Annotated in this window: 18 protein-coding genes; 9 read left to right on the forward strand and 9 right to left on the reverse strand. The window is 61.8% G+C overall.

Going from position 1 to position 15,360, the window contains the following annotated elements; translation table 11 throughout:
* Positions 1-158: 158 nt before the first annotated feature.
* Complete coding sequence (locus tag AB4N98_RS21025; RefSeq protein ID WP_026067248.1) at positions 159-587, reverse strand: MarR family winged helix-turn-helix transcriptional regulator; 429 nt, start codon at positions 585-587, stop codon at positions 159-161.
* A gap of 82 nt (positions 588-669) precedes the next feature.
* Between AB4N98_RS21025 and AB4N98_RS21030 the strand changes: the two genes are divergently transcribed.
* Together AB4N98_RS21030 and AB4N98_RS21035 are read left to right on the forward strand one after the other, a co-directional pair.
* Positions 670-1,836, forward strand: coding sequence for an aminotransferase-like domain-containing protein (locus AB4N98_RS21030; RefSeq protein WP_068937084.1), 1,167 nt, complete (start codon positions 670-672; stop codon positions 1,834-1,836).
* A gap of 10 nt (positions 1,837-1,846) precedes the next feature.
* Positions 1,847-2,449, forward strand: a complete 603-nt coding sequence (locus AB4N98_RS21035) for a glutathione S-transferase family protein (protein WP_217855267.1) — start codon at positions 1,847-1,849, stop codon at positions 2,447-2,449.
* Between the two features lie 7 nt (positions 2,450-2,456).
* On the opposite strand, the gene AB4N98_RS21040 is transcribed toward AB4N98_RS21035, so the two are convergent.
* Positions 2,457-3,356 (reverse strand): LysR family transcriptional regulator, encoded by a 900-nt coding sequence (locus AB4N98_RS21040; RefSeq protein ID WP_065876490.1) that lies wholly within the window; start codon positions 3,354-3,356, stop codon positions 2,457-2,459.
* A gap of 125 nt (positions 3,357-3,481) precedes the next feature.
* Between AB4N98_RS21040 and AB4N98_RS21045 the strand changes: the two genes are divergently transcribed.
* From AB4N98_RS21045 to AB4N98_RS21055, 3 genes are read left to right on the forward strand one after another with little or no spacing between them, the layout of a single operon-like run.
* Complete coding sequence (locus AB4N98_RS21045) at positions 3,482-4,774, forward strand: CitMHS family transporter (protein WP_017527694.1); 1,293 nt, start codon at positions 3,482-3,484, stop codon at positions 4,772-4,774.
* Positions 4,775-6,100 carry an acyclic terpene utilization AtuA family protein gene (locus tag AB4N98_RS21050; protein WP_017527695.1) on the forward strand — a complete coding sequence of 442 codons (1,326 nt, stop codon included), beginning with the start codon at positions 4,775-4,777 and terminating at the stop codon, positions 6,098-6,100.
* The gene (locus AB4N98_RS21055) at positions 6,097-6,417 is read left to right on the forward strand and encodes an AtuA-related protein (RefSeq protein WP_017527696.1); all 321 of its coding nucleotides are present in this window, start codon (positions 6,097-6,099) and stop codon (positions 6,415-6,417) included. The genes AB4N98_RS21050 and AB4N98_RS21055 overlap by 4 nt, the downstream gene beginning before the upstream one ends.
* A 43-nt stretch (positions 6,418-6,460) precedes the next feature.
* On the opposite strand, the gene AB4N98_RS21060 is transcribed toward AB4N98_RS21055, so the two are convergent.
* The 5 genes from AB4N98_RS21060 to AB4N98_RS21080 form a co-directional block, all read right to left on the reverse strand.
* The gene (locus tag AB4N98_RS21060) at positions 6,461-6,832 is read right to left on the reverse strand and encodes a glutathione S-transferase N-terminal domain-containing protein (protein ID WP_068937085.1); all 372 of its coding nucleotides are present in this window, start codon (positions 6,830-6,832) and stop codon (positions 6,461-6,463) included.
* Positions 6,833-6,933: 101 nt separating this feature from the next.
* Entirely contained in the window at positions 6,934-7,479 is a 546-nt protein-coding gene (folE, locus tag AB4N98_RS21065) for a GTP cyclohydrolase I FolE (protein ID WP_460148888.1), read from the reverse strand.
* Between the two features lie 78 nt (positions 7,480-7,557).
* On the reverse strand, positions 7,558-8,115 hold the full coding sequence (locus tag AB4N98_RS21070; RefSeq protein WP_017527699.1) for a Smr/MutS family protein: 558 nt from the start codon (positions 8,113-8,115) through the stop codon (positions 7,558-7,560).
* Positions 8,116-8,189: 74 nt separating this feature from the next.
* Entirely contained in the window at positions 8,190-8,510 is a 321-nt protein-coding gene (locus AB4N98_RS21075) for a hypothetical protein (RefSeq protein ID WP_017527700.1), read from the reverse strand.
* Positions 8,511-8,645: 135 nt separating this feature from the next.
* On the reverse strand, positions 8,646-9,236 hold the full coding sequence (locus AB4N98_RS21080) for a cysteine hydrolase family protein (RefSeq protein WP_017527701.1): 591 nt from the start codon (positions 9,234-9,236) through the stop codon (positions 8,646-8,648).
* 240 nt (positions 9,237-9,476) lie between these two features.
* Here AB4N98_RS21080 and prmB point away from each other — a divergent pair, with 240 nt between their 5' ends.
* The gene (prmB, locus tag AB4N98_RS21085) at positions 9,477-10,385 is read left to right on the forward strand and encodes a 50S ribosomal protein L3 N(5)-glutamine methyltransferase (RefSeq protein ID WP_065876493.1); all 909 of its coding nucleotides are present in this window, start codon (positions 9,477-9,479) and stop codon (positions 10,383-10,385) included.
* 110 nt (positions 10,386-10,495) lie between these two features.
* Here prmB and AB4N98_RS21090 read toward each other — a convergent pair whose 3' ends face one another.
* Both AB4N98_RS21090 and AB4N98_RS21095 read right to left on the reverse strand, forming a co-directional pair.
* On the reverse strand, positions 10,496-11,302 hold the full coding sequence (locus AB4N98_RS21090) for a hypothetical protein (protein ID WP_065876494.1): 807 nt from the start codon (positions 11,300-11,302) through the stop codon (positions 10,496-10,498).
* A gap of 99 nt (positions 11,303-11,401) precedes the next feature.
* Positions 11,402-12,364, reverse strand: coding sequence for an alpha/beta hydrolase (locus tag AB4N98_RS21095; protein ID WP_460148889.1), 963 nt, complete (start codon positions 12,362-12,364; stop codon positions 11,402-11,404).
* Positions 12,365-12,506: 142 nt separating this feature from the next.
* On the opposite strand from AB4N98_RS21095, the gene aroC reads away from it, so the two are divergent.
* Genes aroC through AB4N98_RS21110 form a run of 3 tightly spaced genes read left to right on the forward strand, consistent with a single transcriptional unit; the run spans position 12,507 to position 15,290 of the window.
* A complete protein-coding gene (gene aroC / locus AB4N98_RS21100) occupies positions 12,507-13,598 on the forward strand; it encodes a chorismate synthase (protein ID WP_017527705.1) in 1,092 nt (363 codons plus the stop codon).
* The gene (locus AB4N98_RS21105; protein ID WP_050553993.1) at positions 13,561-14,769 is read left to right on the forward strand and encodes an MFS transporter; all 1,209 of its coding nucleotides are present in this window, start codon (positions 13,561-13,563) and stop codon (positions 14,767-14,769) included. The genes aroC and AB4N98_RS21105 overlap by 38 nt, the downstream gene beginning before the upstream one ends.
* Positions 14,766-15,290 (forward strand): acireductone dioxygenase, encoded by a 525-nt coding sequence (locus AB4N98_RS21110; protein WP_017527707.1) that lies wholly within the window; start codon positions 14,766-14,768, stop codon positions 15,288-15,290. The genes AB4N98_RS21105 and AB4N98_RS21110 overlap by 4 nt, the downstream gene beginning before the upstream one ends.
* Positions 15,291-15,360: the final 70 nt, after the last annotated feature.

Raw genomic sequence — 15,360 nt, forward strand, 5'->3', positions numbered from 1 at the left:
GCATTTTATTGTTATGGCCAGCGCGCGGGCGCTGTGAGGTACTGGCGGGTTTGTTGACTAATAGGTCAGGAACTCGCACGAAGCGAATTATGCTTTTGTATACAAATAAAGCAAATAATGTTTTTGATTATGTACTCAGAATTGGATGAAAGGCTAATTCACCCACTCAGGGCCTGATTGACCGCCAACCATCCGGCCACCGCCTCTTCCCCGGTTTCACTGAACGCACGCTGCAACAGCTTTACCTGTTCACGGCGCAACGACTGCTCGAAACGCCGGCCTTCGTCGGTCAACTCCAGCAAGCGTTTGCGCTTGTCGGTCTCGGACGCAATGCTCTGCACCAGGTGCATTTCCTGCAATTGGCGCAGCGGCATGTTCAGCGCCTGCTTGCTCACGCCGAGTAATTCCAACAGCTCTTTGACGCTCAACGCCGGGTAGCGCGCGATAAAAAACACAATGCGCTGGTGCACCCGGCTCAGGCCGCGCCGCTCGAGCATTTCGTCAGCCTTGGCGGTAAAGGCCTGGTAGCCGAAGAAGAACGCTTCCATGGCGAGTTGCTGACTGGTCTGGTTTTTAAGGTCAAGCATATTGACGTATCCACTCAAGTCGTCGTAGTTTCGGTCAACCAGTTTGACGTATTTCCCACAGCCTCCGCCAGCGGTGACCTCCATGCCCTTCTCTGAACGTGTTACCCGCCTTAAAAGCTCCTTGATCCGTGAAATCCTCGCGGCAGCCCAGCGCCCGGAAGTGATGTCATTTGCCGCAGGCCTGCCGGCCGAAGCCATGTTGCCCGCGCTGAACTGGGACGACATGCCGCTGAACATCGGCCAATACGGCATGAGCGAAGGCGAGCCGCAGCTGCGCGAGTTGCTCGCCGCCCAAGCCCGCGCCCTGGGCGTGCCGTGCCAGGCCAGCCAGGTGCTGGTGGTCAGCGGTTCCCAGCAAACCCTGGACCTGGCGGCCAAGCTGTATATCGATAAAGGCACGCAGATCCTGCTGGAAGGCCCGACCTACCTGGCCGCATTGCAGATCTTCCAGCTGTTCGGCGCCGAATGCCTCACCGTGCCGCTGGAAGCCGACGGCCCGGACCTGGCCGCGTTGCGCGCCAATCTCGAACGCCATCATCCGGCCTTCATCTACCTGATCCCGACCTTCCAGAACCCGTCGGCCGTGCGCTACAGCGAAGCCAAGCGTGACGCCGTGGCGGCCCTGCTCGATGAGTTCGGCGTGACCCTGATCGAAGACGAACCCTACCGCGAACTGTCCTTCGACGGTGGCAGCGCGCGACCGATCGTCAGCCGCCTGCACAAGGCCAGCTGGATCTACACCGGCACGGTGTCCAAAACCCTGTTGCCTGGCTTGCGTGTCGGCTACCTGATCGCCAGCCCGGACCTGTTCCCGCACCTGCTCAAGCTCAAGCAATCGGCAGACCTGCATACCAACCGTGTGGGCCAGTGGCAGGCGATGCAGTGGGTCGGCAGCGAAAAATATCAGCAACACCTGCTGCAATTGCGCAGCTTTTACCGTGAGCGCCGCGATGCGTTCCAGACCGCGCTCGAGCATCACTTTGGCGATTTGGCCGACTGGCAGGTGCCTCAGGGCGGATTATTCTTCTGGCTGACCTTGAAACGGCCGCTGGACACCCGCACCTTATTGCCCCAAGCGTTGCAGCAGAATGTGGCGTTCATGCCCGGTGAACCGTTCTTCTCCGAGCCGGACCAGCACCTGGGCTCGTTGCGCCTCAATTTCAGCCATATCGACCCGGCCCGCCTGGATGAAGGCCTCAAGCGCCTGGCCAGCGTGATCCGTCAAGCACAGCACGCGCAAGCGGCATAAGGGGAGCCCCATGTACAAGGTTTATGGCGATTACCGTTCGGGCAACTGCTACAAGGTCAAGTTGATGCTGAACCTGTTGGGCATCCGGTACGAATGGGTGAATGTCGACATCCTCAACGGCGACACCCAGACCGCAGAGTTCCTGGCCAAGAACCCCAACGGCAAGATCCCGGTGCTGGAACTGGAAGACGGCACCTGCCTGTGGGAGTCCAACGCGATTCTCAACTTCCTCGCCGACGGCAGCGAATTTTTGCCGAGCGAGCCGCGCTTGCGCACGCAAGTGCTGCAATGGCAGTTCTTCGAGCAGTACAGCCACGAGCCGTACATTGCAGTGGCGCGGTTTATCCAGTTTTACCTGAACATGCCGGAGGATCGTCTTGAGGAATACAAGACGACCCACAAGGGCGGTTACAAAGCCCTGCGCGTGATGGAACGGCAACTGCAGGCCACGCCCTACCTGGTGGGCGAGCAGTATTCGATTGCCGACATCGCGTTGTATGCCTACACCCATGTGGCGCATGAAGGTGGTTTCGACCTGGCGCCTTACCCGGCTGTGCAGGCATGGTTGCAACGAGTGGCCAGCCACCCCAAGCATGTCTCGATGCTGGACTAAACACAGATTAAATGTGGGGTGGTTTGTCAGATAGTTCGTCGCTCAATAGGTCAAAACACTGCCGCGCCGCCGGGCTCAGCCCCATCCCGCTGCGACTGATCAGCCCGATCTCCCGGTTTACGCCGGGATGGTCGATGTTGATGCGCTTCAACCCCTCCAGGCTGTCCGCCGCCGATTCCGGCAGCACGCTGATCCCCAAGCCCTGGCGCACCAACGCCAGCACCGTCGACATGTAGTTGGCCTCCATGCCTGCGGTCATCGTCAGCCGCATCTGATCGAACAAGGCGTCCACCTGCTCGCGCACACTGCTGTCGCGCCCGGTCAGGATGATCGGCTGGTCCGCCAATTGCTCCAGCGTCAACCGGCGGTGACGGGCGAGGGGATGACCCAGCGGCACGAACGCACACAGCCGGTCATTCAGCACCGGTACAAAATCCAGCCCGTGGCTCAGCCGTGCGCGTACGCCGATGCCGAAGTCCACCAGGCCTTCACGCACCTGGGCATGGATGCGGTGCGCGACCAGGTCATGCAAGCGCACGTCGATCCCGGCAAAGCGTTCGCGAAACAGGCGCAAGGCCGGCGGCAGGGCTCCTGCGCACACCGAGGGCAGGGCGGCAATGCTGACCACGCCGCGGCGCAAGGCGGCGAGGTCGCGTGAGCCCGTGACGATGTTGTCCAGGTCCAGCAGCAGCTTTTCCATGGGGCCGCGCGCTTCCTGGCCGGCGGCGGTGATGCTCACATGGCGCGGGCTGCGATCGAGCAGGGGGACGCCGAGCCAGTCTTCCAACTGTTGCACTTGCACGGTGAGGGCCGAAGGTGACAGATGCAATTCGTTGGCAGCCTTGGTGAAGCTGCCCGTCCGCGCTACCGCGAGAAAGGCTTGTATGTGCTGGATAGAGTTCTTCATAGCGATCGCTTCATTTTGTTTTTCCGAACATACCAGGCCGAATATTCCAATTTACAAAGACTAACCCGCTTCCAATACTCCTGGGAAAACAATAACCGGCCGCAAAGGCCGCTCTGGAGTAACCCATGCTCGCTACCCTGGGTGTCATCACCATCCTGTGCCTGCTCGCTGCCGTCATGAGCAAACGCCTCTCGCCATTGGTGGCCCTGATCGCCTTGCCGATCATCGCCGCGCTGCTTGGCGGGTTCGGCCTGCAAACCAGTGCCTTCATCATTACCGGGATCAAGAACGTCGCCCCCGTGGTGGGCATGTTTGTCTTTGCGATTCTGTTTTTCGGGATCATGACCGATGCCGGCATGCTCGACCCCATCATTGATCGCATCCTGCGCACGGTCGGCACGCGGCCCACGCGCATTGTGGTCGGCACCGCGACCCTGGCGCTGTTGGTACACCTGGACGGTTCCGGCGCGGTGACATTCCTGGTGACGGTGCCGGCGATGCTGCCGCTGTACACGCGGCTGGGCATCGACAAGCGCATCCTCGCCTGTGTATGCGCCATGGCCGCCGGGGTCAATTTCCTGCCTTGGACCGGGCCGGTGCTGCGCTCGTCGGCGGCGCTGCATGTGCCGGTCGCGGACCTGTTCCAGCCGCTGATCCCGGTGCAGATCGTCGGGCTTATCTTTGTTTTCGCCTGTGCCTGGTGGCTGGGCCACCGTGAAGAAAAACGCCTGGGCCTGGGGGCCGGTTCCAGCGTGGAGGCGGTGCCACAACGGGTGCTCAGCGACGACGACATCAAGCTGCGTCGCCCAGGGCTGTTTTGGCTCAACCTGATGCTCACCGTGCTGGTGATGGTGGTGATGATCGCCGGCTGGGTCGACCCGGTGGTGATGTTCATGCTCGGCACCGTGGTGGCGTTGTGCATCAACTACCCCAATGTCGACGCCCAGCGCGCACGTATCGACGCCCATGCCAAAACCGCGTTGACCATGGCCAGCATTCTGCTCGCCGCCGGCGTGTTTACCGGCATCATGCAAGGCACCGGCATGCTCAAGGCGATTGCCGAAGTGGCGGTGGCGCAGATTCCCGCCGGCCACGGCAAGCTGATCCCCGCAGTGGTGGGCTTTATGTCCATGCCGCTGAGCATGCTGTTTGACCCCGACTCCTATTATTTTGGCGTGATGCCGGTGATCGCCGAAGTGGGCAAAGCCCTGGGGGTCGACCCGTTGCAAGTGGCCCAGGCTTCGCTGTTGGGCGTGCATACCACCGGATTCCCGGTCAGCCCGCTGACCCCCGCGACCTTCCTGCTGGTGGGCCTGTGCAAGATTGAATTAGCCGATCACCAGCGCTTCACCATTCCATTTCTGTTCGCCGCGTCGGTGTTGATGACCCTGACGGCGCTGCTCCTGGGAGTGATTTAAATGAAAACCTTGCGCATCGGTTCCGGCGCCGGCTATTCCGGCGACCGTATCGAACCTGCCGTGGAACTGGCCGAACAGGGCGACCTGGATTACCTGGTGTTCGAATGCCTGGCCGAACGCACCATCGCCCTGGCGCAACAGGCGCGTATCAGCGACCCACAGGGCGGCTATGACCCGCTGCTGAGTGAGCGTATGCGGCGTGTTTTGCCGTGTGTAGGCGCGCAGGCCGGGCGCCGTCGCCTGCGGGTGATCACCAACATGGGCGCGGCCAACCCGGTGGCGGCGGCGATTGAAGTGCGGCGGATAGCCGGGGAGCTGGGCTTGAACCTCAAGGTCGTCGCCGTGGTGGGCGATGACGTGCTCAGCGTCTTGAACCCCGAGCAGTTGTTGGATAACGGCCAGACGGTTGGCGCGCTGGGTAAACGGCTGATTTCCGCGAATGCCTACCTGGGCGTCGACGGCATCCTAGAGGCCTTGCGCGCCGAGGCCGATGTGGTGATCACCGGGCGCGTGGCTGACCCTTCGCTGTTCCTGGCGCCGCAGATGTTTGAGTTCGGCTGGGCGGCGGACGATTGGCAACGGCTGGGGCGCGGCACGTTGGTGGGGCATTTGCTGGAATGTGCGGGGCAGGTCAGCGGCGGTTATTTTGCCGACCCTGGTTTCAAGGATGTTGACGACTTGGCGCGCCTGGGTTTCCCGCTGGCTGAAGTCGACGCCGAAGGTGAAGCCGTGATCACCAAGGTCGCAGGCTCCGGTGGACGGGTGAGCCGGGCAACCTGCATCGAGCAATTGATCTACGAAGTGCACGATCCGGCGGCGTACCTGACGCCCGATGTGACCGCCGACTTTTCCCTGGTGGGTTTTGTCGAGGATAGCCTTGATCGGGTACGTGCCCAAGGCGCGGCGGGGCGGGCACGGCCGGAGCAATTGAAGGTCAGCGTCGGTTATCTGGACGGTTGGATCGGTGAAGGGCAGATGTCCTACGGCGGCCCCGGCGCAGTCGCACGGGCGCAGTTGGCGCGGGATGTCGTACTCAAACGCCTGGAATTGATGGGTGTAAAGATGCACGACGTGCGCGCCGAGTTGATCGGTATGGACGCGCTGCACGGCCCGCGCAGCAGTGTCGAACCCTGGGAAGTGCGCCTGCGCATCGCCGCGCGTTGTGAGGAGCGCAGCGACGCGGTGCGCGTGGGCAACGAGGTGGAAACCCTCTACACCAACGGCCCGTCCGGCGGCGGCGGGGCCAGTAAAAGCCTACGGCAGGTGGTGGCGGTGGCGTCGCTGCTGCTGCCGCGTGGTGCGGTCAACCCGAGGATCGAAGCATGAAACTGCATAACCTGGCCCATTCCCGTACCGGGGACAAGGGCGATACCTCGAACATTTCGATCATTGCCTATCGCAAGGAAGACTACCCGTTACTGTGCGAGCAGCTCACGGCTGCGCGGGTGGCCGAGTTTTTTGCCGGGCTGCTGGAGCCGGGCGCGGCGCCGGTGCGACGCTATGAGTTGCCGAATGTGCAGGCGCTGAACTTCGTGTTGCCGGGGATATTGCGCGGCGGCGTGACCCGCTCGCTGGCGCTGGATGCCCATGGCAAGTGCCTGGGCTCGGCACTGTTGAGCATGGATCTGCCAATACCGAACTAATGTGGGAGGGATGCAAGCCCCCACATTAGATGGCACACGCCTCTCAGATGGCGGCGAAGCGTTTGTCCAGGTAGTCGATGATCACCTTGGAATCGTACATCCAGCTGGTCTGGCCATTTTCTTCGATACGCAGGCACGGCACCTTGATCTTGCCGCCTTGCTCCAGCAGGGTCTGGCGGTCCTGTTCGTTGTTCTTCGCGTCCTTGAGCGCCACCGGCACATTCAGGCGGTGCAGGGTACGGCGGGTCTTCACGCAGAACGGGCAGGCGTGGAATTGATACAGGGTCAAGCCCTTGGCGGCATCGTTGACCTGCGCCTGTTGCTCGGCGGTGCGCTGCTTTTTGCGCGGGCGGGTCAGGAAGTCGCCCACGATGATGATTTGGCCGAGACCGACTCGAAGTGCTTTGACGAACATGGCTGAAAGCCTCTTGCCCATGAAGAAGGGGTCGCAGCTTACCTGAATTTTGCGGGCGAAAAAAAACCGGCGATGAACGCCGGTTGCTTTCTACGCAGCCTTTACTTGATCAGGCTGAGGAATTCGCTGCGGGTGGCCGCGTTTTCGCGGAACTCACCCAGCATCACCGAGGTGATCATCGACGAATTCTGCTTCTCCACACCGCGCATCATCATGCACATGTGCTTGGCCTCGATCACTACCGCCACGCCCAGGGCGCCGGTCACTTGCAGTACCGCATCGGCGATCTGGCGGCTGAGGTTTTCCTGGATCTGCAGGCGACGCGCATACATGTCGACAATCCGCGCGACCTTCGACAGGCCCAGCACTTTGCCGCTCGGGATATACGCGACGTGAGCCTTGCCGATAAACGGCAGCAGGTGATGTTCGCACAGCGAGTACAGCTCGAGGTCCTTGACCAGCACCATTTCGCTGTTATCGGAGCTGAACAAGGCACCGTTGGTGACTTCTTCGAGCGTCTGCTCATAACCGCGGCAGAGATACTGCATCGCCTTGGCGGCACGCTTTGGCGTGTCGAGCAGGCCCTCGCGGGAGACGTCCTCGCCGAGTTGGCCGAGGATCTCTGTGTAATTGTGTTCCAGGGACATGAAACTACCTGTGGGATTTTCGCAAAGCGCAAGGTTACGGTGGTGGACACATCGCTGCAAGCCTGACGATGGCACTTGTTACTCGTCCCGCCCTTCCATCATCGTGCGCTTGAGCATCACATACACCGCGCCCGCGCCGCCGTGACGGGCCTGGCAGGAGGTAAAGCCGAGTACCTGGGCATGCTGGCGCAGCCAGGTATTGACGTGGCTCTTGATCATCGGCCGCTTGCCGTCCAGTCGCACGGCCTTGCCGTGGGTGACGCGCACGCAGCGGATTTCGAATTTGGTGGCTTCGGCGAGGAAGGCCCACAGGGTTTCCCGGGCTTTTTCCACGGTCATGCCGTGCAGGTCCAGGCTGCCTTCGAATGGGATCTGGCCAGCCTTGAGCTTGCGCATCTGGCTTTCCTGAACGCCGTCGCGGGCCCACATCAGCTCGTCTTCGGGCCCGACATCAATCACGAACTGATCCGACAGGCCATCCACGGTGGTGGCGTGGGTACGCACGGTAGCGGCCTGGCGCAGCGTGGCGATCTGCGCGCGGTCAGCTTTGGGTTTACCGGTGTCGGCGCGGTCGTGCTTGATCGGCTTGACGCCGCGCAGCTCGTTTTTGAACAGAGAAAAATCGTCGTCTTGCATGGTGGCCTCCGCGAAGGGCGGGCAGTTTACCTAATCGCGGCGGCCAGGGCGCAGGAAACGCTATCCAAGCGCCACTAGTCGTGCTTTTTCATCAGGTGCGAAGCGATGTTAAGCGACAGTGGCTGGCGCATTTTGCGCCGGCTGCGGCGCCACAACCACACGCCCAGCCACAGCACCAGTAGGCCGATCCCCGCTAGGAGGGCCGAACCGCCAGGGCTGGCATTCAGTTCGCCAAGGGCCGGTGAATGCCCCAACAAACCGGCGCCACCTGCGCCGGCCAGCAACAGACCAACAATCGCCAGCAGCGCCGCAATGCACGCCAACAGGCGCAGACGCCAATTGCTCGGGCCCTTGGGGCGCAAGCGACGAGCGTCAAAACCATCGGATATCTTCATTCCGACCTTTCCTCCAGGGTATCGGCCCTTCGACCGGAAGATACACAGGTTGTTCCTGTACCGAAGGTAAATGCGCCAAATGAGGAGGCTTTGCGGATGAGCGGGCCGTACCCGGCACCGCTCATCGAGGGGCAGTCAGATCAGATCCTTGGTCAGCGCGAGGGTGGCGAAGTTGTCCGCCATGATCGCCATTTCAGTCTGCTGCACGTGCTCGGCGCTCAGGATGCCGCCTTTATAGGGCAGGTCGCGGGTGGCGCAGGCGTCTTCCACCAGCGTGCAGCGAAAACCCAGGTTCTTGGCGGCGCGCACCGTGGTGCTGACGCTGGAGTGGCTCATGAAACCGCACACGATCAGGTCCAGGGAGCCGAGGTCCTGCAGGTGTTTTTCCAGGCCAGTGCCGTGGAAGGCGCTCGGCAGCAACTTGCCGATGATGGTTTCGTCGCCTTCGGGCTCAAGGCCGGGAATGAATTCCCCGCGCTCGCCTTGCGGGTCAAACAGGCCGCCGACGGTGCCCAGGTGGCGCACATGCACGATCGGGCGCCCGGCGTTGCGTGCCGCGTCAACCAATTGTTTGATGTTGCCGACGGCGGCGTCCATGCCCGAAAGGGCGAGCGGGCCGCTGAGGTATTCCTTCTGGGCGTCGATGATCACGAGGGTCGCATGGTTGAGGTTGGCTGCTGCATAACCGCGACCGCTGAGTTGAAACATCGTCTTTGGAACGGACATTCTGGGGGCTCCTGTGAGGGGGGCTTTTGCGACATTGTCCACTGGCTGAGCGGTTCTGTGAATCGCTACTATCGTAAGGTACGCCGTTGCTGGCGTGCAGCCTTGTCAAGTAGGCGGCTTGTTTATCGCAATAGTGGCAAATTGGATGAAATCCGACATACGGTGCCGAGGGTTTCGTACATCGTCGGTACAGGCGAAGGCTGTTAGAATCGCCAGTCGTTTTTTCAGGAGTCTGCCCCCGTGATCACTTCCCGCCTGCGCACCTTGCGCGACCATATCCGTTGGGCTGTCAGCCGTTTCCATGGGGAAGACCTGTTTTTTGGACACGGTACCGACAATGCCTGGGACGAAGCCCGGCAATTGGTGCTCGGCGCCGTGCATTTGCCGTGGGAAATTGCCGACAGCTACCTGGACTGCAACCTGGAAGAAGAGGAAATCTCTCACGTTCAGCGCTTGCTGCATCGCCGTATCCACGAGCGCGTGCCCACCGCCTACCTGCTGGGTGAGGCCTGGTTCTGCGGCATGTCGTTTATCGTCGACAAGCGGGTGCTGATCCCGCGCTCTCCCATTGGAGAGTTGATCGAAAACCGCTTCGAACCCTGGCTGGCGCAGCCGCCGGCCCGCATTCTCGATTTGTGTACCGGCTCCGGCTGCATCGGCATTGCCTGCGCCTACGAGTTCCCGGACGCCGAAGTGGTGCTGGGCGACTTGTCCTTCGAAGCCTTGGAAGTGGCTAACCAGAACATTGAGCGCCATGGCGCCGACGAGCGCGTGTACACCGTGCAGGGCGATGGCTTCGACGGCCTGCCGGGCCAGCGCTTTGACCTGATTGTGTCGAACCCGCCGTATGTGGATGCCGAAGACTTCGCCGACATGCCCGACGAATACCAGCACGAGCCGGAACTGGGCCTGGCCTGTGGTGACGACGGCTTGAACCTGGTGCGACGGATGCTCGCCGAAGCGGCGGACCACCTGACCGAGAAAGGTTTGCTGATTGTCGAAGTGGGCAACAGCCAAGTGCACGTCGAGGCGCTGTACCCGGAAGTGGACTTTGCCTGGCTGGAGTTCCAGCGCGGTGGGCACGGCGTGTTTATGCTCACTGCCGAGCAGTGCCGCCAGCACCAGGCGGTGTTTGCGGCGCGTATCTAACTGTAAACAGAGCCAATGTGAGAGGGGGCTTGCTCCCGATAGCGGTCTGTCAGGCACTGCATTGAGTGACTGACACCCCCCTCATGCATGTTTGATAGCATGCCGGTCCATTACCGGTGCGTGGCAATCCAGATCAGCAACCCCGCCTGAAACACCGTAAATGCCACCAAACAGGTGATGGTAAACCGTAGCCCGCTGTCCTCACGCTTGAACTTGGTGACCTTTTCTTCCTCCTTGCGCAGCTTCACTTCCTGCTCCAGCAGGTTGTGCTCGGCCTGTTGCAACATCTGCGCGGCTTCGAGGATCTCCACGAACTGCACTTTCTCGGTGTTCCAGCTGTCCAGCACGTCGCTGACCTTGCCGGGCTGCACGTTGCCTTTCAAATGCTGCACATCGGCGTAGGCCACATCAAAGCCCTGGATACGCAGGAAGTGATCGCGACGCAGGCGCGTGGCTTCGTTGAGCGCGTCTTTGTTGGACAGGTCGACACCGTCGACGCGGTAATGCGACCACTTCTTTTTCGCCCACGCCGCCGCTTGGGCCACGAGGAAACGGCCGATGCCGCGGTTGGCCGGTTCGATTTCCAGGCTGTTGCCCGGGCCGAAGTGCACGCGATGGGTATCGTGGTCGACCCAGATATCCAGATGGTTCTGCTCGCGGCGCACACGTTGCCCCGGAAGTTGGATGACCATGCGCAACAGGCTGTGGTGTTTGTCATGGCGCTCGGCATAGCCGAACTGCACGAACCGCAACGGCCGCGCACCGGTGGCACGGTCCGTGGCCAGTGGGGCCAGGCGCAGCATCTTGAAATGCTCGGCCTGAACGTCTGCCCACGGCAGCGACGCCATGTCGACGGCCGCGGTTTTTTCAGCCGTGGTGTCGGCGGTCGGTTCGGGTGTTGCTTCTGTGGTAGTCATGCGACGCGATCCTGTCCAAGCCTTGCGAGCCGACAGTCTTTTGACTGCCGACTGTGGGCTTATCGGCCGCTTTTCCCAAGACTGGAGGCCAATTGCCGCTTAATTGGGTTGAAGTTCATCGATAAAGCGCACCACCCGTTCACCCAGTTCGGCGGCGAGGGGCAGCTTCGGGTCGTTATAGGAGGCCAGTTGTTGCTTCACCTCGTTGGGCACGATGCGCATCACATGATTCATGCCTTCAATCACCGTCAACTGCGCGTCCGGCTTGGCCCGTTTCAGTTGCTGGGCATCGCCGACGCCTACCTGGATATCATGCGTGCCCTGGATGATCAGCGCAGGCATGCGCAGTTTGGCAAAGGCCGCGCGAGGGGCGGCGCGAAACAGGCTGATCAGGTAAGGCTGGACGCTGGGCCGGAAAATGCCTTCCAGCGGGCCGGGCACGTCGGTATCCACTTGGCCGGCCTTCAGGTGATCAAGGATTTCATTACTGCGCAGCAGCAGGGCTGGGGGCAGGTGATCGGCCAGTTGCTGGCGGATCACCTGGTCTACCGGGCGCGCGCTGCCGGACAGCGAGATGACGCCCGCCGGGTCTAATTGCGGCGCAGCCAGGGCTGCCACCAGCGCACCTTCACTATGGCCCAGCACAATCAACGGGCCCATGCGTTTGTCGGTCTTGAGCAATTGGCCCCAGGCCACCGCATCGGCGACGTAGGCATCAAGGGTCAGGTTGCGTTCATCCGGGGTGGCGGCGAGGCTGGCGGCCACGCCGCGCTTGTCATAGCGCACGCTGGCGATGTTATGCCGGGCCAGTACCCAGGCCAGGCGCTTGAGGCTGTCGTTGCGCGCGCCGTCGGCGCTGTTGCCGTTGCGGTCGGTGGGGCCGGAACCGGCGATGATCAGCACCACCGGCACCGGCTTGTCGGACTGTGGCAACAGCAGTGAGCCGAACAGCTCGCCGCTGCCGGTGTCCAGGCTGATAGGGCGTTGCAGTACGACGGGGGAGGCGGCGTGGGCCACGGCGGTAAACAAGGTCAGGGTAAGAAGCAGGACTCGAAGCATCATCGCGCCATCATGAGGAGGTGCCGGTTGGACCAACGTCCACCGGTAAGGTTTCGAGGATGAACTAGTCGGTTAGCCTGCGTATACTGGCCGCCTTAAGTTATTACGGTTGACTCGATTCAACTGATTTCACGGAGCGCCCCGCATGTCCGGCAATACCTTCGGCAAGCTGTTCACTGTCACCACCGCGGGCGAAAGCCATGGCCCGGCGTTGGTCGCCATTGTCGACGGCTGCCCGCCCGGCCTCGAGCTGTCTCTGGAAGACCTGCAGCGTGATCTCGACCGCCGCAAGCCCGGCACCAGCCGCCACACCACCCAGCGCCAGGAGCCCGACGAAGTCGAGATCCTCTCCGGCGTGTTCGAAGGCCGCACCACCGGCTGCGCCATCGGCCTCTTGATCCGCAACACGGATCAGAAGTCCAAGGATTATTCCGCGATCAAGGACCTGTTCCGGCCAGCCCACGCCGACTATACCTACCACCACAAATACGGCGAACGCGACTACCGTGGCGGCGGCCGCAGCTCGGCGCGTGAAACCGCCATGCGCGTGGCCGCCGGCGCCATCGCCAAGAAATACCTGGCCACCCAGGGCATCGTGATCCGTGGCTACATGAGCCAGCTGGGCCCGATTGAAATCCCGTTCAAGACCTGGGACAGCGTTGACGACAACGCTTTTTTCAGCCCGGACCCGGACAAAGTGCCGGAACTGGAAGCCTACATGGACCAGCTGCGCCGCGATCAGGACTCCGTTGGCGCCAAGATCACCGTGGTCGCTGAAGGGGTGAAGCCTGGCCTGGGCGAACCGATCTTCGACCGTCTCGACGCTGAGCTGGCCCATGCATTGATGAGCATCAACGCGGTCAAGGGCGTGGAAATCGGCGCGGGTTTCGCCTGCGTCTCCCAACGCGGCACCGAGCATCGCGATGAGCTGACCCCGCAAGGTTTCCTCAGCAATAATGCCGGCGGCATCCTCGGCGGTATTTCTTCCGGCCAGCCGATTGTGGCGCACCTGGCGCTCAAGGCCACGTCGAGCATCACCACTGCGGGCCGTTCGATCGATGTGCACGGCAATCCGGTGGACGTCATCACCAAGGGCCGCCACGACCCGTGCGTGGGCATCCGCGCCACGCCGATTGCCGAAGCGATGATGGCTATCGTGTTGATGGACCACCTGCTGCGCAACCGCGGGCAGAACGCCGATGTGCGCGTCAGTACCCCGGTGCTCGGCCAGCTGTGACGGGCTGGTTGTGACAGCCCTTCCTTATTGGCGCCTCTCCAGTTTCTACCTGTTCTATTTCGCCCTGCTGGGGGCGACGGCGCCATTCCTGGCGCTGTATTTCGATCACCTGGGGTTCTCCAGCGCGCGCATCGGCGAGCTGGTGGCCATTCCCATGTTGATGCGCTGCGTGGCGCCTAACCTGTGGGGCTGGCTGGGCGATTACACCGGCCGGCGCCTGGCCATCGTGCGGTTTGGCGCGGTGTGCACCCTGGTGAGTTTTTCGCTGATTTTCGTCAGCCAAACCTACGCCTGGCTGGCGCTGGTGATGGCCCTGCATGCGTTCTTCTGGCATGCGGTGCTGCCGCAGTTTGAAGTGATCACCCTGGCTCACCTGCAAAAACAAACCTCGCGCTATAGCCAGATCCGCCTGTGGGGCTCCATCGGTTTCATCCTTGCGGTGGTGATCATGGGCCGCCTGTTCGACCGGTTGAGCCTGGATATCTACCCGGTCGTGATCGTGGTGATCATGGCCGGCATCGTCGGCGCCAGCCTGTGGGTGCCGAACGCGCAGCCCGTCACCCACGGCAGTCGAGTCGCAGGCGACGGGTTCCTCAAGCAACTGCGCAGCCCTGGGGTATTGGCGTTTTACGCTTGCGTGGCGTTGATGCAAATGAGCCATGGCCCGTATTACACCTTCCTCACCCTGCATCTGGAACATCTGGGCTACAGCCGTGGCGTGATCGGCATGCTGTGGGCGCTGGGGGTGGTGGCCGAAGTGCTGATGTTCCTGGGCATGAGCCGTATCCTCACACGCTTTTCGGTACGCCGGGTGCTGCTGGCCAGCTTCCTGTTGGCGGCGTTGCGCTGGTTGCTGCTGGGGTCGTTTGCCGAGTTCTTCTGGGTGCTGTTGCTGGCGCAGGTGATGCATGCCGCGACTTTCGGCAGCTTCCATGCGGCGGCGATCGCCTTTGTGCAACGCAGTTTCGACGCTAAACAACAAGGCCAGGGCCAGGCGCTGTACGCCGCCCTGGCCGGCACCGGCGGCGCATTGGGCGCATTGTATTGCGGCTATAGCTGGAACCTGCTGGGGCCGACCTTCACCTTTAGTATTGCGAGCATCGCCGCCCTGGCCGCGGCCGTTATCATTGGCCTTCGATTGCACGAGCAGAACCAAGGAACCCTTCAATGAGTTATGTCGCCGTCTACCCCGTTGCTACACCGGATACCCCGAACAAGGTATTGACCCATTTCGACGACATCGCCGCCATCCTGGCCGAACACGGCGTACGGTTCGAGCGCTGGCAGCCCAGTCCGATCGAGAAGGGGGCCAGCGATGCGGCAATGATCTCGGCGTACCAGATGCAGATCGACCGCCTCGGCTACGCTCAGGTGCAAGTGCTCAGCATCACCAGCGACCACCCGCACAAAGCCGAGCTGCGCGAGCAGGCTCGCAAGGAGCGCCGCGGCGAGAAAGATGAGGTGCGTTTTTTCATCGCAGGCCTTGGTCTGTTTTGCCTGCACATCGGCGACTACGTGTATGCCGTGCGCTGTGAGAAAAACGACCTGCTGATGATTCCGGCGGGTATGGCGCATTGGTTTGACATGGGCGAGAACCCGCACTTCGTGGCCTTGCGGTTATTCCACGCGGGCGGTGAGCCGGAGTTGACCGGTGACTCAATTGCCAGTCGCTTCCCGGGTCTGGACGACTGAGCCCCCCAGCCATTGGAATGTTCAACCCCAGTGGGTTTGAAACTGCTGTGGGAAGACGCCTAAATATATG

The organism is Pseudomonas sp. S3_E10 (genome assembly GCF_054667615.1).

Coding starts and splice junctions, on each gene's coding strand:
- AB4N98_RS21025 (WP_026067248.1), bottom strand. CDS start 587: ATGCTTGACCTTAAAAACCAGACCAGTCAGCAACTCGCCATGGAAGCG.
- AB4N98_RS21030 (WP_068937084.1), top strand. CDS start 670: ATGCCCTTCTCTGAACGTGTTACCCGCCTTAAAAGCTCCTTGATCCGT.
- AB4N98_RS21035 (WP_217855267.1), top strand. CDS start 1,847: ATGTACAAGGTTTATGGCGATTACCGTTCGGGCAACTGCTACAAGGTC.
- AB4N98_RS21040 (WP_065876490.1), bottom strand. CDS start 3,356: ATGAAGAACTCTATCCAGCACATACAAGCCTTTCTCGCGGTAGCGCGG.
- AB4N98_RS21045 (WP_017527694.1), top strand. CDS start 3,482: ATGCTCGCTACCCTGGGTGTCATCACCATCCTGTGCCTGCTCGCTGCC.
- AB4N98_RS21050 (WP_017527695.1), top strand. CDS start 4,775: ATGAAAACCTTGCGCATCGGTTCCGGCGCCGGCTATTCCGGCGACCGT.
- AB4N98_RS21055 (WP_017527696.1), top strand. CDS start 6,097: ATGAAACTGCATAACCTGGCCCATTCCCGTACCGGGGACAAGGGCGAT.
- AB4N98_RS21060 (WP_068937085.1), bottom strand. CDS start 6,832: ATGTTCGTCAAAGCACTTCGAGTCGGTCTCGGCCAAATCATCATCGTG.
- folE (WP_460148888.1), bottom strand. CDS start 7,479: ATGTCCCTGGAACACAATTACACAGAGATCCTCGGCCAACTCGGCGAG.
- AB4N98_RS21070 (WP_017527699.1), bottom strand. CDS start 8,115: ATGCAAGACGACGATTTTTCTCTGTTCAAAAACGAGCTGCGCGGCGTC.
- AB4N98_RS21075 (WP_017527700.1), bottom strand. CDS start 8,510: ATGAAGATATCCGATGGTTTTGACGCTCGTCGCTTGCGCCCCAAGGGC.
- AB4N98_RS21080 (WP_017527701.1), bottom strand. CDS start 9,236: ATGTCCGTTCCAAAGACGATGTTTCAACTCAGCGGTCGCGGTTATGCA.
- AB4N98_RS21090 (WP_065876494.1), bottom strand. CDS start 11,302: ATGACTACCACAGAAGCAACACCCGAACCGACCGCCGACACCACGGCT.
- AB4N98_RS21095 (WP_460148889.1), bottom strand. CDS start 12,364: ATGATGCTTCGAGTCCTGCTTCTTACCCTGACCTTGTTTACCGCCGTG.
- aroC (WP_017527705.1), top strand. CDS start 12,507: ATGTCCGGCAATACCTTCGGCAAGCTGTTCACTGTCACCACCGCGGGC.
- AB4N98_RS21105 (WP_050553993.1), top strand. CDS start 13,561: ATGTGCGCGTCAGTACCCCGGTGCTCGGCCAGCTGTGACGGGCTGGTT.
- AB4N98_RS21110 (WP_017527707.1), top strand. CDS start 14,766: ATGAGTTATGTCGCCGTCTACCCCGTTGCTACACCGGATACCCCGAAC.